Annotated in this window: 17 protein-coding genes and 1 tRNA gene; 1 reads left to right on the forward strand and 17 read right to left on the reverse strand. The window is 60.7% G+C overall.

Features of this window, described 5'->3' with window-relative positions; translation table 11 throughout:
• Positions 1-172 precede the first annotated feature (172 nt).
• A complete protein-coding gene (locus MD273_RS17470; RefSeq protein WP_239039077.1) occupies positions 173-919 on the forward strand; it encodes an SDR family oxidoreductase in 747 nt (248 codons plus the stop codon).
• Between the two features lie 9 nt (positions 920-928).
• Here MD273_RS17470 and MD273_RS17475 read toward each other — a convergent pair whose 3' ends face one another.
• The 17 genes from MD273_RS17475 to rpsB form a co-directional block, all read right to left on the reverse strand.
• Positions 929-2,260, reverse strand: coding sequence for an NADH:flavin oxidoreductase/NADH oxidase family protein (locus tag MD273_RS17475; protein ID WP_239039078.1), 1,332 nt, complete (start codon positions 2,258-2,260; stop codon positions 929-931).
• Between the two features lie 309 nt (positions 2,261-2,569).
• Positions 2,570-2,646 (reverse strand) — tRNA-Met (locus MD273_RS17480).
• A gap of 79 nt (positions 2,647-2,725) precedes the next feature.
• A complete protein-coding gene (rnhB, locus tag MD273_RS17485; RefSeq protein ID WP_239039079.1) occupies positions 2,726-3,406 on the reverse strand; it encodes a ribonuclease HII in 681 nt (226 codons plus the stop codon).
• Positions 3,406-4,587: a lipid-A-disaccharide synthase gene (lpxB, locus tag MD273_RS17490; RefSeq protein WP_239039080.1), complete on the reverse strand. Its 1,182-nt coding sequence runs from the start codon at positions 4,585-4,587 to the stop codon at positions 3,406-3,408. Before lpxB ends, rnhB begins: the two co-directional genes overlap by 1 nt.
• A gap of 16 nt (positions 4,588-4,603) precedes the next feature.
• Positions 4,604-5,395 carry an acyl-ACP--UDP-N-acetylglucosamine O-acyltransferase gene (lpxA, locus tag MD273_RS17495; RefSeq protein WP_239039081.1) on the reverse strand — a complete coding sequence of 264 codons (792 nt, stop codon included), beginning with the start codon at positions 5,393-5,395 and terminating at the stop codon, positions 4,604-4,606.
• A complete protein-coding gene (gene fabZ, locus MD273_RS17500) occupies positions 5,395-5,832 on the reverse strand; it encodes a 3-hydroxyacyl-ACP dehydratase FabZ (protein ID WP_239039082.1) in 438 nt (145 codons plus the stop codon). Before fabZ ends, lpxA begins: the two co-directional genes overlap by 1 nt.
• 11 nt (positions 5,833-5,843) lie before the next feature.
• Positions 5,844-6,869: a UDP-3-O-(3-hydroxymyristoyl)glucosamine N-acyltransferase gene (gene lpxD, locus MD273_RS17505; protein ID WP_239039083.1), complete on the reverse strand. Its 1,026-nt coding sequence runs from the start codon at positions 6,867-6,869 to the stop codon at positions 5,844-5,846.
• Between the two features lie 44 nt (positions 6,870-6,913).
• Entirely contained in the window at positions 6,914-7,411 is a 498-nt protein-coding gene (locus tag MD273_RS17510; RefSeq protein WP_239039084.1) for an OmpH/Skp family outer membrane protein, read from the reverse strand.
• Positions 7,412-7,457: 46 nt separating this feature from the next.
• A complete protein-coding gene (gene bamA / locus MD273_RS17515; protein WP_239039085.1) occupies positions 7,458-9,776 on the reverse strand; it encodes an outer membrane protein assembly factor BamA in 2,319 nt (772 codons plus the stop codon).
• Between the two features lie 44 nt (positions 9,777-9,820).
• Positions 9,821-11,170, reverse strand: a complete 1,350-nt coding sequence (rseP, locus tag MD273_RS17520; protein ID WP_239039086.1) for an RIP metalloprotease RseP — start codon at positions 11,168-11,170, stop codon at positions 9,821-9,823.
• A 49-nt stretch (positions 11,171-11,219) separates the two neighbouring features.
• Entirely contained in the window at positions 11,220-12,404 is a 1,185-nt protein-coding gene (gene ispC / locus MD273_RS17525; protein WP_239039087.1) for a 1-deoxy-D-xylulose-5-phosphate reductoisomerase, read from the reverse strand.
• Between the two features lie 2 nt (positions 12,405-12,406).
• A complete protein-coding gene (locus tag MD273_RS17530) occupies positions 12,407-13,246 on the reverse strand; it encodes a phosphatidate cytidylyltransferase (RefSeq protein ID WP_239039088.1) in 840 nt (279 codons plus the stop codon).
• Positions 13,247-13,268: 22 nt separating this feature from the next.
• The gene (uppS, locus tag MD273_RS17535) at positions 13,269-14,039 is read right to left on the reverse strand and encodes a polyprenyl diphosphate synthase (protein WP_239039089.1); all 771 of its coding nucleotides are present in this window, start codon (positions 14,037-14,039) and stop codon (positions 13,269-13,271) included.
• A gap of 67 nt (positions 14,040-14,106) precedes the next feature.
• Positions 14,107-14,664: a ribosome recycling factor gene (frr, locus tag MD273_RS17540; RefSeq protein WP_239039090.1), complete on the reverse strand. Its 558-nt coding sequence runs from the start codon at positions 14,662-14,664 to the stop codon at positions 14,107-14,109.
• 66 nt (positions 14,665-14,730) lie between these two features.
• Positions 14,731-15,459, reverse strand: coding sequence for a UMP kinase (gene pyrH, locus MD273_RS17545; protein ID WP_239039091.1), 729 nt, complete (start codon positions 15,457-15,459; stop codon positions 14,731-14,733).
• 177 nt (positions 15,460-15,636) lie between these two features.
• The gene (gene tsf, locus MD273_RS17550; protein WP_239039092.1) at positions 15,637-16,506 is read right to left on the reverse strand and encodes a translation elongation factor Ts; all 870 of its coding nucleotides are present in this window, start codon (positions 16,504-16,506) and stop codon (positions 15,637-15,639) included.
• A 92-nt stretch (positions 16,507-16,598) separates the two neighbouring features.
• On the reverse strand, positions 16,599-17,351 hold the full coding sequence (rpsB, locus tag MD273_RS17555; RefSeq protein ID WP_113863501.1) for a 30S ribosomal protein S2: 753 nt from the start codon (positions 17,349-17,351) through the stop codon (positions 16,599-16,601).
• Positions 17,352-17,556: the final 205 nt, after the last annotated feature.

A 17,556-nucleotide genomic window follows, 5' to 3' on the forward strand; every position in this document is an offset into this window, starting at 1 on the left:
TGCGTCAGTCTGATGCGCCACTGAAGCAGGAGTTTGTAACAGTTGGTATGTATTTTCTGTGTCCGAAGTCTGACAAAGCGACTTCGCCCGGTGCACTGGTCATCTGCGCCAATGGAGCGAGCCCCGAAAACCGGATAGCCTTCTGCCAGCCAAAATAAAAAAGGAGCGGAGAATGCGACGTAACATCCTGATTACCGGAGCCAGCAGCGGACTGGGCATGGGCATGGCCCGAGCGTGGGCGGCCAAAGGCTGCAACCTGGCGCTGTGCGCCCGGCGGGTTGAAAACCTGGAAGCGCTCCAGCACGAGCTGACCACGACCTACCCGAACATCCGCGTGGTCATCCAGGCGCTGGACGTGTGCGATTACGAGCAGGTGCCCAAGGTGTTTCAAAGCTTCAAAGAGGAACTGGGCGGTCTCGACCGTATCGTGGTCAACGCCGGCATGGCCAGCAGCCACGGCATCGGCCAGGGGCACTTCGCCTCCAACCGCCAGGCGGCGGAGACCAACTTCGTGGCCGCGATTGCCCAGTGCGAGGCGGCCATGGAGATCTTCCGGGCACAGAGCTCGGGCCACCTGGTGCTGATGTCCTCGGTCAGTGGCGTGCGGGGCTTCCGGGGCGCCATGAACGTCTATGCCGCCACCAAGGCCGCCGTGGCCTCCCTGGCCGAAGGCCTGCAACTGGACACCGAAGGCACGGCCATCCGGGTGACCAACATCATGCCCGGCTACATCCTCACCGACATCAACCGCAGCACCAAGAATGCGCCCTTCCGGGTGGACCTGGAGACTGGCGTGGCGGCCCTGGTGAGCGCCATCGATAAAGAGAAACGCCGCGCCTACGTGCCCTGGTGGCCGTGGACGCCGCTGAGCTACGTGCTCAAGGCACTGCCGTTCAAGGTCTTTGCGCGCGCTATGTAATAAGAGTAATCAGGTGCTGCGACGCCGGCGGGCCTTCTTCACCCGCCGGGCCCGACTGAGTTCATCTTTCAGATAGGCACCCACAGCCGTGAGCAGGCCCAGATCCGGATCGGCCTGCTCGTTGTCCGCCAGCCGGAAAATCTGCTGGTAATACCAGGCCTGACCGCCCAGTACGTTAATCACCTTGAACGGCATCAGCGGACTGGCCGGCGAGAAGACGCCGCTCTGGGCGAGCTTGAGGTGATCCTCGTGGCAGACCGTCTTGTCGATACGCCCCTCGAGCAGGTCTTTGGGCGTATCCGGATCGGTGCAGAGCGGACGGCCCAGGCCGATCACATCGGTCTCGCCGTTGGCGACCACCTCTTCCATAAACGCCCGAGTCCGGAAACCACCGGTCACCATCAGCGGGCAATCGCAGACTTCGCGAATCTTCTGGGCGTAATCCAGGAAATAGGCCTCCCGCTTGCGGGTACTCTCCCGCATGGCCGGCCCCTCGCTCGCGGTGTCCGCATCACCGCTGTAGCCAAGCAATCGCGGCTGCTCATAGGTGCCACCGGACACCTCCAGCAGATCGATCCCCTCCTCATTGAGCCAGCGCACCACGTTCACGCACTCGTCCAGGGTAAACCCGCCCTTGCGGAAATCGTCGGAATTGAGTTTGACCGCCACCGGGAAATCCGGCCCCACCGCCGCACGCGTCGCCCGAACCACTTCCAGCAGGAAACGGGCACGGTTCTCCAGTGACCCACCCCAACGGTCGGTCCGCTGGTTGGTGACCGGAGAGAGGAAGGACGATAGCAAATACCCGTGAGCCCCATGCACCTGAACACCGGTAAATCCAGCATCCTTGGCAATCTGGGCAACGTTGGCAAAACGCTGGATAAAATCGAGGATCTCCGGCTCCGTCAACGCCCGCGGGCGGGCATAGTTGCCCATCAGGGACAGCTGAACCGCCGAAGGCCCCATCGGCTGGGAGGTGACATAGCGTGGCGACTGCCGACCGGCATGGGAGATCTGCATCCACAGATGGTTGCCATTGCGGGTGCCGGCTTCGGCCCAGGCCCGCAATTGCGCCATACCCTCCGGCTCACCCTCCGCCGGCGCCGGATCGATGGCCACATTACCCGGCCGCTCCAGCACCCGGTGGTCGATCATTACGTTGCCGGTGATCTGCAACCCCGCACCGCCATCGGACCAGCGTCCGTAGAGAGTTCCGTGGCGGTGGGTGGCGTGTAAGTGGTCGTCTGACAGCCCCTCAGTCATGGCGGCCTTGGCGATTCGGTTGGGTAAGACTGCTCCGCAGGGGAGTTTCAGGGGTTGGGCCAGGGGGGATTGGGGCATAACATCTTCCTGATGCTTGTTGATTTTTAGGTTCCTGGATCATGTGTCACGCAAAAGAAGCAAACCATGGCCCGCCGGGCCTTTCGTGGGTGTTAGATCGATATTCATCATTAACATGAGAGTTCATCGATGATGCGAGGGTTTTACGATTAAATGATCTCCATGGCATCGTCGATCATGCGTGGCCCGACTACGTCCGAAGAGAACTATAGCAGCTGAACGACGAGAGGAGCCGTTGCTGAAAGGAAGTGAGATTTGAGGAGTAGATTGAAACGAAAAAAGCCGGTCAAAGACCGGCTTTTTTCTAATTGGTAGCGGGGGCTGGATTCGAACCAACGACCTTCGGGTTATGAGCCCGACGAGCTACCAGACTGCTCCACCCCGCATCAAAACTGGTTGTCTTTCGGGGCTGCCCCCGATCAACGTGGCGCGTATATTAAGGACCGGGAGCGGGCCTGTCAATTGTTAATTTTCAAACAAGTCCGTCGGGAAGTGAAGTTCCTCGGCGGGCGCTTCACTTGGGGCTTTAAAGAAACCCACCGTATCGATCACTTCCTGTACCGGACGGAACGAACGCCGGTGTTCCGGAGTGGCGCCGAGTCGTCTCAGGGCTTCGAGGTGCACGGGTGTGGGATAGCCTTTGTGCTTGCCCAGCTCGTAACCGGGGTACTGCTCTTCCAGTGTTTCCATCTCCCGGTCACGGGTGACCTTGGCGAGGATGGAGGCAGCGCTGATTTCGGCGACGCGGCTGTCACCCTTGATCACCGGCTCCGACGGCCAGTGCCACTTCGGGCAACGGTTGCCGTCCACCAGGACGTACTCGGGCGCGATGGCGAGGCCCGCGACGGCCCGTTCCATCGCTAGCATGGTGGCCTGATAGATGTTGAGCTCGTCGATCTCGCTGGCCTCGCAGCGGCCGAGGCTCCAGGCCGCGGCTTTTTCGATGATTTCATCGTACAGGGCCAGGCGCTTTTTCTCGGTGAGCTTTTTCGAATCCGCCAGGCCGGCAATGGGTTTTTCCGGATCGAGGATGACGGCAGCCGTGACCACCGCACCGATCAGGGGGCCGCGCCCGACTTCATCGACACCGGCCAGCAAGCGGCCCTCATACCGGCATTCGAACGGGGGCAAGGGTGCTTTGGCCATCAGGCTCTCTCCTCCAGCAGCCCGGAGACGGCCTCTGCCGCCTTTTCATCGGCATTCTGCCGCAGCGTCAGGTGCAACTCGGTAAATGCTCTCTGCAGGCGCTCCCGCTCTTCCAGGTTCTCCATTCGTTCAAGCACTGCCGCACCAAGGGACTCCGCGGTGGCATCATCCTGCAGTAGCTCCGGTACCAGCGCTTCCTTCGCGAGAAGGTTCGGCAGAGCCACATGGGGCACCTTCACCAGTCGGGAGAGCAGCGCATAGCTCATGTTGCTCAGGCGATAGCCCACCACCATGGGTTTCTTGAGCAGCATGGCTTCGAGCGTGGCAGTGCCGGAGGCCAGCAGGACCGCATCGGAGGCGGCCATCACTTCCCGGGACTGGCCGCGCACGATGGTGACCGGCAGTTTTACGTCGAGGGATTCCACTAGGGCCTGCACCTGCTTCTCACGATCCCGGTTTACACAGGGAATCACCAGCTGGATATCGGGGCGACGCTCCTGGATCCATCGGCACGCCTCCAGGAACAGGGTGCCAAGACGTTCCACCTCCCCTCCCCGACTGCCGGGCAAGACCGCCAGCAAGGGCGCGTCCGGACTCAAGCCCAGCTGTTCCCTCGCTTTGCCGGTGTCCGGTTCCAGGGGAATGCGGTCCGCGAGTGGGTGACCCACAAAGGCCACGGGCACGTTGTGCTCTTCGTAGAAGCGGGCCTCGAACGGGAACAGGGTGAGCATCAGATCGACGGATTTGGCGATCTTGAAGATGCGCTTCTGGCGCCAGGCCCAGACCGACGGGCTGACGTAGTGCACCGACGGAATGCCTGCCTCGCGGCAGCGGCGTTCAATGGCCAGGGTAAAATCCGGGGAATCGATGCCGATGATCACCTCGGGCCGGTTGGTAAAGAAGTAGTCCATCAACCGGGCACGGATACTGAACAGTTCCCGGATGCGGCCAAGCACTTCCACCAGCCCCATCACGGAAAGGCGTTCCATGGGCACAAGCGAGTGGAAGCCCTCAGCGATCATTTCTTCACCGCCGATACCGACGAAATGGGCCTTCGGATAGCGGCGTTTCAGGGAACGGATCAGGCCGGCACCGAGGATGTCCCCCGATGCCTCGCCGGCGATCATGGCTATGGTGAGCTTACGCTCGTTGAGACTGGATGGGTTGGCAGGTTCCGTCACCGGAAGCTCCGGCTGATCAGCGAATGATGCCGCGGTGTGCTCCGCGCAGGGATTCAATGAGCGGTCGAACTTCCGGAACGTCGCCGTAGTTGTTCTCCAGTTCCTCGACCGCCTGCTCGGTGGTCAGGCCCTGGCGATAGATAGTCTTGTACGCCCGGCGGAGTGTGAGCAAGGCCTCTTTGCTGAAGCCACGGCGCTTGAGGCCTTCCGCGTTCAGGCCATGAGGCTCGGCGGACTGGCCACTGGCCATCACGTAGGCCGGTATGTCCTTGAGCACGATGCTGCCACCGGCCGCCATGCTGTGGGGACCGATGTTGCAGAACTGGTGCACCATGGTGCCACCACCGAGGATGGCAAAATCACCCACGGACACGTGGCCGGCCAGGGTCGCACAGTTCGCCAGAATGGTGTTGTCGCCCACGATGCAGTCGTGTGCCACATGGACGTAGGCCATCAGCAGATTGCCGTTGCCAATGCGGGTCTCGCCGCGATCCTGGACGGTGCCCCGGTGAATGGTGCAGTTCTCCCGGATAACGTTGTCGTCGCCAATTACCAGGGTGGTCGGCTCGCCAGCGTATTTCTTGTCCTGGCACTCTTCGCCAACGCTGGAGAACTGGAAAATCCGGTTATTGCGCCCGATAACCGTGGGACCCTTGATCACCACGTGGGACAGGATTTCGGTGCCCTCACCGATTTCCACGCCCGGCCCGATATAGCTCCACGGGCCAACAGTCACGTTGTCCGCCAGCTTGGCTGATGGGTCTACAATCGCTTGAGGATGGACACCCGACCAGTCATTTGTCGCCATCAAACTTCTCTCTCAGCGGTCAAGATTTCTGCCACGCAGACGACTTCTCCGTCGACCAGCGCTCGGCATTCGAATTTATAGATGCCGCGCTTGCCTGAAATGAACTCCGACTCCATATCGAGACGGTCACCCGGCAGTACGGGGCGCTTGAACCGGGCCTTGCTCGACCCGGCGAGGTATTGTACCACGCCGTCGGCGGGTTTCCGGCCTACCGTCACAAAACCGAGAATGCCTGACAATTGTGCCATGGCTTCGATGATGAGCACGCCGGGCATGATCGGATTGTTCGGGAAATGGCCCTGAAAGAAAGGCTCATTGAAGGAAATGTTCTTGTAACCCTTGATTGATGTTCCCTTTTCAACCTCGGTGACCCGGTCCACCAGCAAGAACGGGTACCGATGTGGCAGGTATTCAAGAATTTCGTCAATTTGCATCATGTTGGTCGGCCTCAGCCCTCTAATTTCTTTTCCAGTTCCTTGACCCGCCGTGCAAGCACATCGAGCTGGCGGAAGCGCACGGCGTTCTTACGCCATTGCCGGTTGGTATCCGCGCTGGTGCCCGAGGAGTAGACTCCCGGTTCGCGGATATCGCCGGTGACCAGGGTCATGCCCGTAAGGTGCACCTGGTCGGCGATTTCGAGATGGCCCGCCACGCCGGAGGCGCCACCGAAGACACAATGGCGACCGATTCGGGTGCTGCCGGCAATTCCGACCATGGCCGCCATGGCGCTGTGTTCACCTATATGGACGTTGTGGGCAATCTGGATGAGGTTATCGAGCTTCACGCCATCGCCGATAATGGTGTCATCCAGGGCACCGCGGTCGATGGTGGTGTTGGCGCCCACTTCGACGTCGTCTCCGAGTACCACGCTACCGAGTTGGGCAATGCGGTGCCAGACTCCCTTCTCATTGGCGAAGCCGAAGCCGTCCGAGCCGATCACCGCACCACTGAGAATATGGCAGCGCTGCCCCACGACGACATCGTGAGCCAGGGTTGCCCGAGGCCTGATCACCGTGTCTCTTCCTACCCGGCACCGGGCACCAATGACACTTCCGGCACCAACCACAACGTTGTCCGCAATCTCGGCATCGGCCTCGATCACGGCGTTCGGGCCGATGCTGGCGCTTTCCGCGACCCGGGCAGAAGGATCTACAACCGCGCTGGCGTGAACCCCGGCGGCCGGAACCGGCGCCGGATCAAACCAGTGGCTGAGGCGAGCATAGCCCAGATAAGGATTGTCCAGCAGCAGGACATTGGTCGGAGAATCCTTGGCGGCCGCAGGTGAGAGGATCACTGCGGAGGCACGGGTTTCCGCCAGGTACTTGCCGTAGGCCGGGTTGGCGAGAAAACTGATCTGGCCGGGGCCGGCCGCCGAGAGGGTCGCCAGCCCGGTGATCTGCACCTCGGGGTCTCCCTTCAGCTCTGCCCCCAATGCCTTGGCGATATCGCCAAGCCGGTAGGACTTTTCTGTCATGACATACTCCAGAGCATCACCCGGGGCCGAGGTGCCCCAAGAGGTTAACGGTTCAGCTTGTCCAGCAGTTGGGAAGTGAGGTTCATTTCCGGCTTCACGTAGACCACCGCCTCGCTCGGGAGGATCAGGTCCAGCTCATTCTCTTCCATCAGTTCCTTCACCGCCGCGTCCACTTCCGGGCGGGCATTCTCGAGAAACGCCTGCTTGCGCTGGGCCACGGTGTTGTCCAGGCGCTGCTTGAGCATGTTGAATTCCTGGACCTTCTGCTGGAACTGCCCGGTCAGCTCGTTGCGCTCGGTTTCATTCATCATGGCGCCGTCTTTTTGCAGACGCTCCTGCAGCTTGCGCGCTTCTTCCTGGGCTTGCCTGACCTTGGCTTCCTCACCGGCGAAGTCCTTCTGCAGGGTCTCGCTGAAGGCCTTGGCTTCGTCCGAGGAAAACAGTGCCTGGCGAAGGTCAACGACGCCAATACGGGTCTCGGCAAATGCAGGCAGGCTGACGGCCATCAGGGCCGCTGCAAGCAGGGTGATCATTCGGGACATGGTGCTTCTCCTGTGTTTCATCCTTTACTGTTGTTATACGTGGCCATCAGAAGGTCTGGCCGAGGGAGAACTGGAACACCTGGGTGTCGTCCCCCTTCTTGTCATTCAGCGGCTGGGCAAGGCTGAAGGCCAGCGGGCCGACCGCTGTGATCCACTGGAAGCCGACACCGGCAGCCAGCCGCACTTCACTCAGCTCCGGATCGAAGCCACGCTCGGTATCGAAGACCTGGCCGGCATCCAGGAATACCGAGGTACGCATGGAACGGCTGTCGCCCGCAAACGGGGTCGGCGTGATCAGTTCCAGGCCACCTTCGGTGAGCAGGTTACCGCCGAACGGATCAGGCTCGGACAGATCGAACTCGCTGTTGGTTGCCCGCAGGCCCAGGGAGTTGGCTTCGTAGCCCCGGACCGAACCATAGCCACCGGAGTAGAAGTGCTCGTAGAACGGCATCTGGGTGCGATCCCCGTAACCGTCACCATACCCGATCTCGGAACGGGCGCGGAATACCCAGCGATTGTCCTCGGTAATCGGGAAGTAGAAGTCGGTCTTGTGGGTGGCCTTGTAGAAGGTCAGGTCACTGCCCGGCACCGCCACGTCGAGGGAGAGCGAGTGGCTGTAACCGTCGGTCGGCAGCACGCCCCGGTTCAGGGTGCTCCGGCGCCAGCTGCCGAACAGGAAGTAGTTATCGAAGGAATCCCCCTCCTCGACAATGAAGTCCCGGACTTCCTGGGAGGTGAATAGCCCTTCCTTGATATTGGAACGGGTGTAACCCAGGCCGAAGTTCAGGCGCGTGATCTGGTCGGTCGGGTAACCGAACGTCACACGGCCACCATACTCGTCCAGCAGGTAGGAGGAGATGTCCTCTTCCTCGTAGTCCGTCTCCCGGGCAAACAGGCTGAAGCCACGGCTCACGCCATCCACGGTGTAGTACGGGTCCAGATAGGAGATGTTGGCACTCTTGACCGAATCACTGACGTTGACGCCGAAGGAGACCCGCTTGCCCGAACCGAAGAAGTTGTTTTCGGAGACGTTGGCGCCAAGGATGACACCGGAGTCCTGGGAGAAACCGATGGATGCTGACAGGCTGCCGGTCGGTTGCTCTTCCACGGAGTAGTTCACATCGACGAGATCATCGGTACCCGGCACCGGGACCGTCTCGACATTGACCGTGCTGAAGAAACCAAGGCGCTCGAGTTTGGTCTTGGAGAACTCGATCCGGTCGGAAGACGCAACGCCCCCTTCCATCTGGGTCATTTCCTGGCGCAGCACGTCGTCACGGGTCGACACGTTGCCGTCGAAATTAACCCGGCGAACATAGGCACGCTTGCCGGGCTCGACATAGAAGGTAACCGAAGCGGTGTTGTCGTCCGCCGGCTCGGGCACGGCGTTCACGTTGGCAAAGGCATAGCCTTCCTTGCCCAGCCGGAACGACAGGGCCTCGGAAATGGAGGTCATGCGGGCGCGGGAGAAGACGTCGCCCTCCTTGACCGGGATCAGCTTGCGCAGCTCTTCCTCGCCGACGATCAGATCGCCCCTCAGATTGACTTCGGAGATGGTGTACTGGGGGCCTTCATTGATGGCGATGGCGATGAAGACTTTCTGCTTGTCCGGGGAGATGGAAACCTGGCTGGATTCAACGGTGAAATCGAGATAGCCCCGGTTCAGGTAGAACGAACGGAGGCTCTCCAGGTCGCCGCTGAGACGCTCCCGGGCGTATTTGTCAGAGTTGGTGATGGAGTTCCACCAGCTGGTGGTTTCCAGCTCGAACAGGCCCAGCAGTTCTTCTTCGCTGAAATCCTTGTTACCCACGATGTTGATGTGGTGGATGGCGGCGACGGTGCCTTCGTTGATTTCCAGGCTGATGTCGACCCGGTTACGCGGCAGTTCCTCGGCGGTTGCTTTCACCCGTGCGTTATAGCGGCCCTGGGCAATGTAGGAGCGCAGGATCTCCAGCTCCAGGCGTTCGAGGGTAGCACGGCGAAAGACCTGCCCTTCCTGCAGGCCGGCACCGGCCAGGGCATCCATCAGCATGTCGGTTTCGATGTTCTTGTTACCCTCGATCTCGATAGAGCTGATGGAGGGGCGCTCACGCACGGTGATGATCAGGACGCCCCCATCGCGGCTGGCCTCGATATCGGTGAACAGCCCGGTGCCAAACAGGGATTTGATGGCAGCGGCGAGTTCCGCCTCATCCACCTGTTCGCCAATATTCACCGGAAAGGCGGCAAACACAGTACCTGCCGAGACCCGCTGGAGGCCTTCGACTTCAATATCCGCTACTGTAAATTCATCCGCCAGCGCTGGCTTCATGCCCATAGAGGCCACAGCTAGGCCAACGGCTACACCTAGAAGAGAACGTCTCATTCAAATATTTCGCCTGGTTAATGCGCGTAAGGAGCTCGCAATTCTCACAACCGCATCAGGTCGTTGTAAAGAGCAAACACCATTAAAGTGAGGATCAATGCCATACCGATCCGTAATCCGACGGCCTGGGCCTGCTCGGAAACCGGCTTCCGGCGGATGGCCTCGATGGTGTAATACACAATGTGGCCACCGTCCAGAACCGGAATCGGCAGCAGGTTCAACACGCCCAGACTGACACTCAGATAGGCGAGGAACCGGACAAAATCCTCAAAGCCGGAGCTCACACTCGCCTCGGCCACCCGGGCGATTGTGATGGGGCCGCTCAGGTTGGTGGGCGACAACAGCCCGGTAATCATTTTCTTGATGGCCACCAGAGTCAGGCGCGTGTCCGCCCAGGTTTCACCGATGGCCTGGGGAATCGCCGCCAGCGGGCCGTAGCTGATCTCACGTAGCGCTTCGTCGGGCCAGGATACTTGCTGCACACCGACGCCCACAAATCCGACAACCTCTCCGGTCTCCAGGGTACGCTCCGCGGGAGTAACCTGCAGGGTTCTTTCGGCGCCGTCCCGCAGCACGGTGAACTCCAGTGTCTGCTCCGGTGCGTTGCGGACATGGTCCACCAGATCGCGCCAGCCGGACACCGGTTCGCCGTCAACGCTCACCACCCGGTCTCCGCCCTGGAGGCCGGCAGCATCTCCGCGGCCACCGGCAGCAATCTCGCCCAGTACGGCGGGAATCTCCGGGCGCCAGGGCGTTATGCCAAACTCGCCGATCGGGTCAGGCGTCTCCTTGCTGAGGGACCATCCGCCCAGCTCGCCGCCGATCGTGCCTCGAGCGCCATCGCCGGAAACCTCAAGCGTTACCGTGCCCTGCTCGCCGGCCCGCTCCAGCAGGCGCATGTTGATATCGCGCCAGGAGGTGACCCTGTGGCCGTCCACCGCATGGATTTCCATGCCTTCCCGGAGGCCCGCCCGTTCGGCAACGCTGCCCTGGGCTACGTCACCGACGATAGGCGCGACGGCGGTTACCCCCACTACACTGATCACCCAGTAGGCGAGGATGGCGAAGAGGAAGTTGGCAATGGGACCGGCCGAGGCAATGGCGATACGCTGCCCCGGCGACTTGGACATGAACTCCTGGTCCTTGAACTCTTCGGGAACCGGGCCCTCCCGCTGGTCGAGCATCTTGACATAGCCGCCCAGGGGAATGGCGGCTATAGCAAACTCGGTGCCATGGCGGTCGTACCAGGAGAACATGGGCCTGCCGAAGCCAACCGAGAACCGCAGCACCTTGACCCCGCAACGCCTGGCGACCCAGAAATGGCCGTACTCGTGCAGGGTGACAAGGATGCCCAGGGTCAGCGCCAGGGCCAGAATGGTTTCAATGATCTGCATAGCGTTCCCGGTTAATGACTGTGGCCAGGCAGCAAAACCGCCAACGATGTCAGACAGCCAGCAGGCCGATCTGTTCCCTGGCCCGGCGGCGGGCCTCGGCGTCCTTGGCGAAGATGGTCTCGAAGCTGTCTGCCGGCACCACCTCCGTGGCCGCCAGTGTCCGCTCTATAATAACGGGGATATCGGCAAAACACAGTGTTCCTTCCAGAAATGCCGCCACCGCGATCTCATTGGCGGCATTCAGCGCGGCCGGGGCGGTGCCGCCGGCCACGAAGGCTTCCGCCGCCAGCCGCAGGCAGGGAAAGCGCACCAGATCCGGCCGCTCGAAGTGGAAACGGCCAATCGCGAACAGATCCAGGGGCGCGACACCGGCATCGATCCGCTCCGGCCACGCCAGGCCGTTGGCAATGGGTGTGCGCATATCCGGGCTACCCATCTGGGCGAGCACCGAACCGTCGGCGTACTCCACCATGGAGTGGATGATGCTCTCCGGGTGCACGTGCACCTCAATGCTGGCTGGCGTGGTATTGAACAGCCAGCAGGCCTCGATCAGTTCCAGGCCCTTGTTCATGAGCGTGGCCGAGTCCACCGAGATCTTCTGGCCCATGGACCAGTTCGGATGGGCGCAGGCCTCCGCCGGAGACACACAGCGCAGTTGCTCCACGGTATGGGTCCGGAACGGACCCCCGGAGGCCGTCAGCAGGATACGGGTAATGCCCGCCCCGCTGGGATCGCGCACCTTGTCCGCCGGCATGCACTGGAAAATGGCGTTGTGCTCGGAATCGATGGGCAGAAGCTCCGCACCCGAGTCGGCTACCGCATCCATGAACAGCTGGCCCGACATCACCAGCGCTTCCTTGTTGGCCAGCAGCACGCGCTTGCCGGCACGGACTGCGGCGAGGGTCGGCGGCAGGCCGGCGGCACCAACGATGGCGGCCATCACCGTGTCTGCATCCCGAGCGGCGGCGACCTCACACAGGCCCTCTTCTCCCGCCAGCACACGGATATCCGGCAGGTCGGCGAGCAACTCTTTCAGTGTCGCCGCCGCCTCTGTGCTGGCCATGACCGCCACAGCCGGCCGGAACTCCCGGCACAAAACCGCCAGTTCCTCGGCCCGGGTGCTGGCCGTCAGCGCGTAAACGGAGAACCGTTCGGGATGGCGCCGGATGACATCCAGGGTACTCAGTCCGATGGAACCGGTGGCTCCGAGAAGCGTGACGGTGCGGTGTGCCATGGTTACCAGTGCCCGGTGGTCAACCAGCCAAGCTGGGTGATGATCAGTGCGAAGACGGGAATGGCGGCAGTCAGGCTGTCGATCCGATCCATGATGCCACCGTGGCCAGGCAGCAACTGGCTGCTGTCCTTGATCCCGCGGAAGCGCTTGAGCATGCTTTCCAGCAGGTCACCGAGCACGGAGACGAATCCGGTGAACAGGCTGGCAATGACCAACATAAGCGTTTCCGCGAGGCTGGCTGACGCCAGACTGCTGACAATCACGGCGAAGATACCAACGGCCGCCAGACCACCCCAGACACCCGCCCAGGACTTGCCCGGGCTGACCCGGGGCGCGAGCTTGGCCTTGCCGAAGGCACGGCCCGCAAAATAGGCACCGATGTCTGCCACCCAGACCACACAGAACACGTAGAGAATAACCCACAGGTTGTTGGCCACCTCGCCATACTGGAAGCCACCGGTACGCAGGTGGTTCAGGCCCACCCAGGCGGGCACCAGCACGAACAGGCCCATCAGTGCCCGCATGGGCAGGCTGCCCCAGCGGTCGGAACCCTGGGGGTAACTACGAACCAGCAGGAAACAGATAAACCACCAGGCCAACGCCAGCCAGAGCACCAGCACAGCCGGTACGTTCAGCAGGGCGTACAGAATGGCAGCGGTCACCGCGGCATAGGCCACGCGACCACCCTGCCCCTCGATGCCGGACATATTCGCCCACTCCCAGGCGCCAAGGGTGATGATGGCGCCGGTGAACAGGGCAAATCCCAGGGGAGGAAGGAAGAAGATACCGCCAATGGCGATAGGAGCCAGGATCAGGGCTGTGATAATTCGGGTCTTGAGCACGGTCGGAATCGCTTATGCATCATTATTGTTGTGCGGCCTTGGCCGCGATCTGGTCGTCGGTCTGACCAAATCGGCGCTGCCGTCCGGCGTAGGCCTCTAATGCCTTCCCCATCTCTTCCTGCTTGAAATCGGGCCAGAAGACCGGGGAGAAGTAGAATTCGGTGTAGGCAAGATGCCAGAGCAGGAAGTTGCTGATCCGCTGCTCACCGGCGGTGCGGATCATCAGGTCAGGCATGGGCAGATCGCCAATGCTCAGGTGCTGCTGGATCAGGTCATCGGTAATGTCCGAGGGCGACAGCTCACCGGTGCAGACCTTTTCCGCAACCTGTCGGGTTGCCTGGGTGATATCCCAGTGCCCACCGTAGTTGGCGGCAATGACCAGGGTCATTTGCGTGTTGTTGCGGGTGAGCTCCTCGGCCTTGTCCATGTGCTCCTGGAGCAACGGGCTGAAGGCAGAGCGATCACCGATAATCCTCAACCGGATGTTGTTCCGGTGCAATTTCCGGACTTCCCGCTCCAGAGCAATGAGGAACAACCGCATCAGTGCGGAGACCTCGTCTTTGGGCCGGCGCCAGTTCTCGCTCGAGAAGGCGAACAGCGTGAGCACCTCGACACCCTCACGGGCGCAGGTCTCGACCACGGCCTTGACTGCGTCTACGCCAGCCTTGTGACCCGCCACTCCTGTCAGCCGATGTGCCTTGGCCCACCGGTTATTGCCGTCCATGATAATGGCCACATGCCGGGGCCGGCTGTCAGCCGACACCGGAATTTCCGCGGTAACATTTCCCGTCATGAAATCCCCTGCGCGGCCCGGAGCATCCCTCCGGACCGTCTGTGCTACTTTTGAGAGCCGTGACGGATCAGACCGCCATCAGGTCCTCTTCTTTTTTCTTGAGCATTTTCTCGACTTCGGCGATGTACTTGTCCGTCAGCTTCTGGATTTCGTCCTCGCCACGACGCTCGTCATCTTCGGTGATTTCCTTTTCCTTCAGCAGGTCCTTGATCATGCTGTTGGCATCACGACGGGCGTTGCGGATAGAAACCCGGCCGTGCTCTGCGTCTGCCTTGGCCTGCTTGACCATCTCGCGCCGGGTTTCCTCGGTGAGCATGGGCATGGGCACCCGGATGATATCGCCACTGGTGGTCGGATTGAGGCCCAGGTCGGAGCTCATGATCGCCTTTTCAATGGTCGGCACCAGATTCTTCTCCCAGGGGGAGACCGTCAGCGTGCGGTTATCTTCCACGTTGACGCTGGCCACCTGCTTGAGCGGCGTCTCCTGGCCGTAGTAGTTAACGGTCACGCTGTCCAGGATTGACGGGTGCGCGCGGCCAGTCCGGATCTTGTTGAAGGCCGAGTGGAGAGCATCGATGCTCTTGTTCATTTTCTTCTCGGCTTCTGCTTTGATGTCGTTAATCACTTCAGCATCCTCGATTCGTCAGGTCATTCCGTGAGCCGGCCCTTTCCGACAGGCCGGCTTACCATGTTATTCGATCAGTGTACCTTCTTTCTCGCCGGTCACGATGCGAGTCAGCACACCCGGGCGATTCATGTCGAATACCCGCAGCGGCATGCCGTGATCCCGTGCCAGACAGATAGCGGTCAGATCCATCACGCCCAGTTTCTTGTCGAGCACTTCATCATAGGTGAGGTGGTCGTATTTTTCGGCGGTCGGATCCAGATTCGGGTCCGCCGAGTAGACACCATCCACCTTGGTTGCCTTCAGTACCGCATCCGCCTCGATCTCGATTCCGCGCAGGCAGGCTGCCGAATCGGTGGTGAAGAACGGATTGCCGGTGCCGGCGCTGAAGATCACCACATCGCCTTCCTTGAGATCACGCACCGCACGGCGGCGGTCATAATGCTCCACGATACCACTCATGGGGATGGCCGACATGACGCGGGTGCGGATGTTCGAACGCTCGAGGGCATCCCGCATGGCCAGGCCGTTCATGACGGTGGCCAGCATGCCCATGTGGTCGCCGGTGACCCGGTCCAGTCCGGCAGCGTTCAGGGCTGCGCCGCGAAACAGGTTACCACCGCCGATGACCAGGCCTACCTGGACGCCGATGCCGATCAGGGCACCGATTTCCAGGGCCATGCGGTCGAGGACTTTGGGATCAATACCGAAATCGTGCTCCCCCATCAGGGCTTCGCCACTGAGCTTGAGCAGAACACGCTTGTATCTGGGCTGGTTTTTCGATGATGTCGGCATGGTGATCCCCTTTTCGTCTGATGGCTATCCGCGTAAACGGTTTCAGGCTTGTATCTGACATACTCCTCGCAAAAGGGGTATCTCAGATACAAGCCCGCCACGAGAGCCGGGTTTCCCCAACTAACGTGGCAGACTCAGGTTGGTGCCGGGGACCAGCCCCGACACCGTCAGGAAGGATCAGGCCTTGCCAGTACCGGCTGCAGCAGCAACCTCGGCAGCAAAGTCGACTTCTTCCTTCTCGATGCCCTCACCTACTTCCAGGCGAACGAAGCCAACCAGCTCACCGCCGACAGACTTGATCAGCTCGCCTACAGTCTGGTCCGGGTTCTTGACGAACGGCTGCTCAACCAGGCTGTTTTCCTTGAGGAACTTCTTGATACGGCCGCCCATCATCTTCTCGACGATTTCAGCGGGCTTGCCTTCCATATCCGGCTGGGCCTTGATGATTTCCTTCTCTTTTTCCAGCTCTTCTTCCGGCATATCTTCCGGCTTGCCTACACGCGGGTTTACAGCAGCAGCGTGCATGGCAACGTCGCGGGCCACTTCCGGATCACCGGCAGACAGGGCCACAACGGAGGCAATCTTGTTGTTGCTGTGAACGTAGCCACCCACAACCGGGCCCTCTACTTTCACGATGCGACGAACGGTGATGTTCTCACCGATCTTCTGGACCAGCGCCTCGCGCTTGGCTTCCAGATCGCCGTCCATCAGCTTGGCAACATCGGTTTCGCCCTTCTCGAAGGCAACGTCCAGAACGTCGTTGGCAAACGCCATGAAGTTGTCGTCACGAGCAACGAAGTCGGTCTCGGAGTTGACTTCCAGGATGTAGGCGACGGTGTTGTCGTCAGAAATCTTAATCAGGGAAACACCTTCAGCGGCGGTGCGACCGGCCTTCTTGGCGGCCTTCAGACCGGAAGACTTGCGCAGCTCTTCGATTGCAGCCTCGACACTGCCTTCAGCCTCAACCAGCGCCTTCTTGCACTCCATCATGCCAAGACCGGTACGCTCGCGCAGCTCTTTGACCATTGCAGCGGTAATTGCAGCCATGTTCAATCCTCTTAACTTGTCCGAATTCGGTGGGGAGGTATGCCCGGATAACACGCGGGCATACCTTACAACTCAAACGTGAAACTGACGCGTCACTCGGCGGCCGGAGCGGCGCCTTCTGCGTCTTCGCTGACTTCTACGAACTCGTCAGCGCCTGCGCCGGCAGACTGGGCCGCTTCGAGGCAGGTGTCGGCAACAGCCTTCACGTAGATCTGGATGGCGCGGATGGCGTCATCGTTACCCGGGATCACGTAATCAACGCCGTCCGGATCGCTGTTGGTATCAACCACACCGATAACAGGGATGCCCAGCTTGTTGGCTTCCTTGATAGCGATACGCTCGTGGTCCACGTCGATCACGAACATGGCGTCCGGCAGGCCGCCCATGTCCTTGATACCACCGATGGAACGCTCCAGGCGGTCCATTTCACGGGTGCGGTCCAGGGCTTCTTTCTTGGTCAGCTTGTCGAAAGTACCGTCCTGGCTCTGGGTTTCCAGATCACGGTAGCGACGGATGGACTGACGGATGGTCTTGTAGTTGGTCAGCATACCACCCAACCAGCGGTGGTTTACGTACGGCTGACCGGCACGCTGGGCCTCTTCCTTGATGATCTTGGCGGCGGAACGCTTGGTACCGACGAACAGGATCTTGTTCTTGTTCTCTGCCAGCTGCTGAACGACTTTCAGCGCTTCTTCCATGGCAGGAACAGTCTGCTCCAGGTTGATGATATGAATCTTGTTGCGTGCACCGAAGATGTACTTGGACATTTTCGGGTTCCAGTAACGGGTCTGGTGACCGAAGTGAGCACCTGCCTTGAGCAGGTCACGCATATTTACCTGAGCCATGATAGTTACCTTTTAGCTTCGGGTTAGTCCTCCACGCGTCCGATTGACCCAACCAGCTCCTGTCAAAACAGAAGAAGGCACCCTGGGACAACGTGCCGACGCGTGTGTGAATTTGCCGGATTCGTTTCCGGCGGGCGCGTTTATACCATAAACCGGGCCGACGACGCCATTAATTTTGCGCAGAACCTTCCTTGTACGTAGCTTC

Origin of the sequence: Marinobacter sp. C7 (genome assembly GCF_022343555.1) — a bacterium.
Classification (GTDB): domain Bacteria; phylum Pseudomonadota; class Gammaproteobacteria; order Pseudomonadales; family Oleiphilaceae; genus Marinobacter.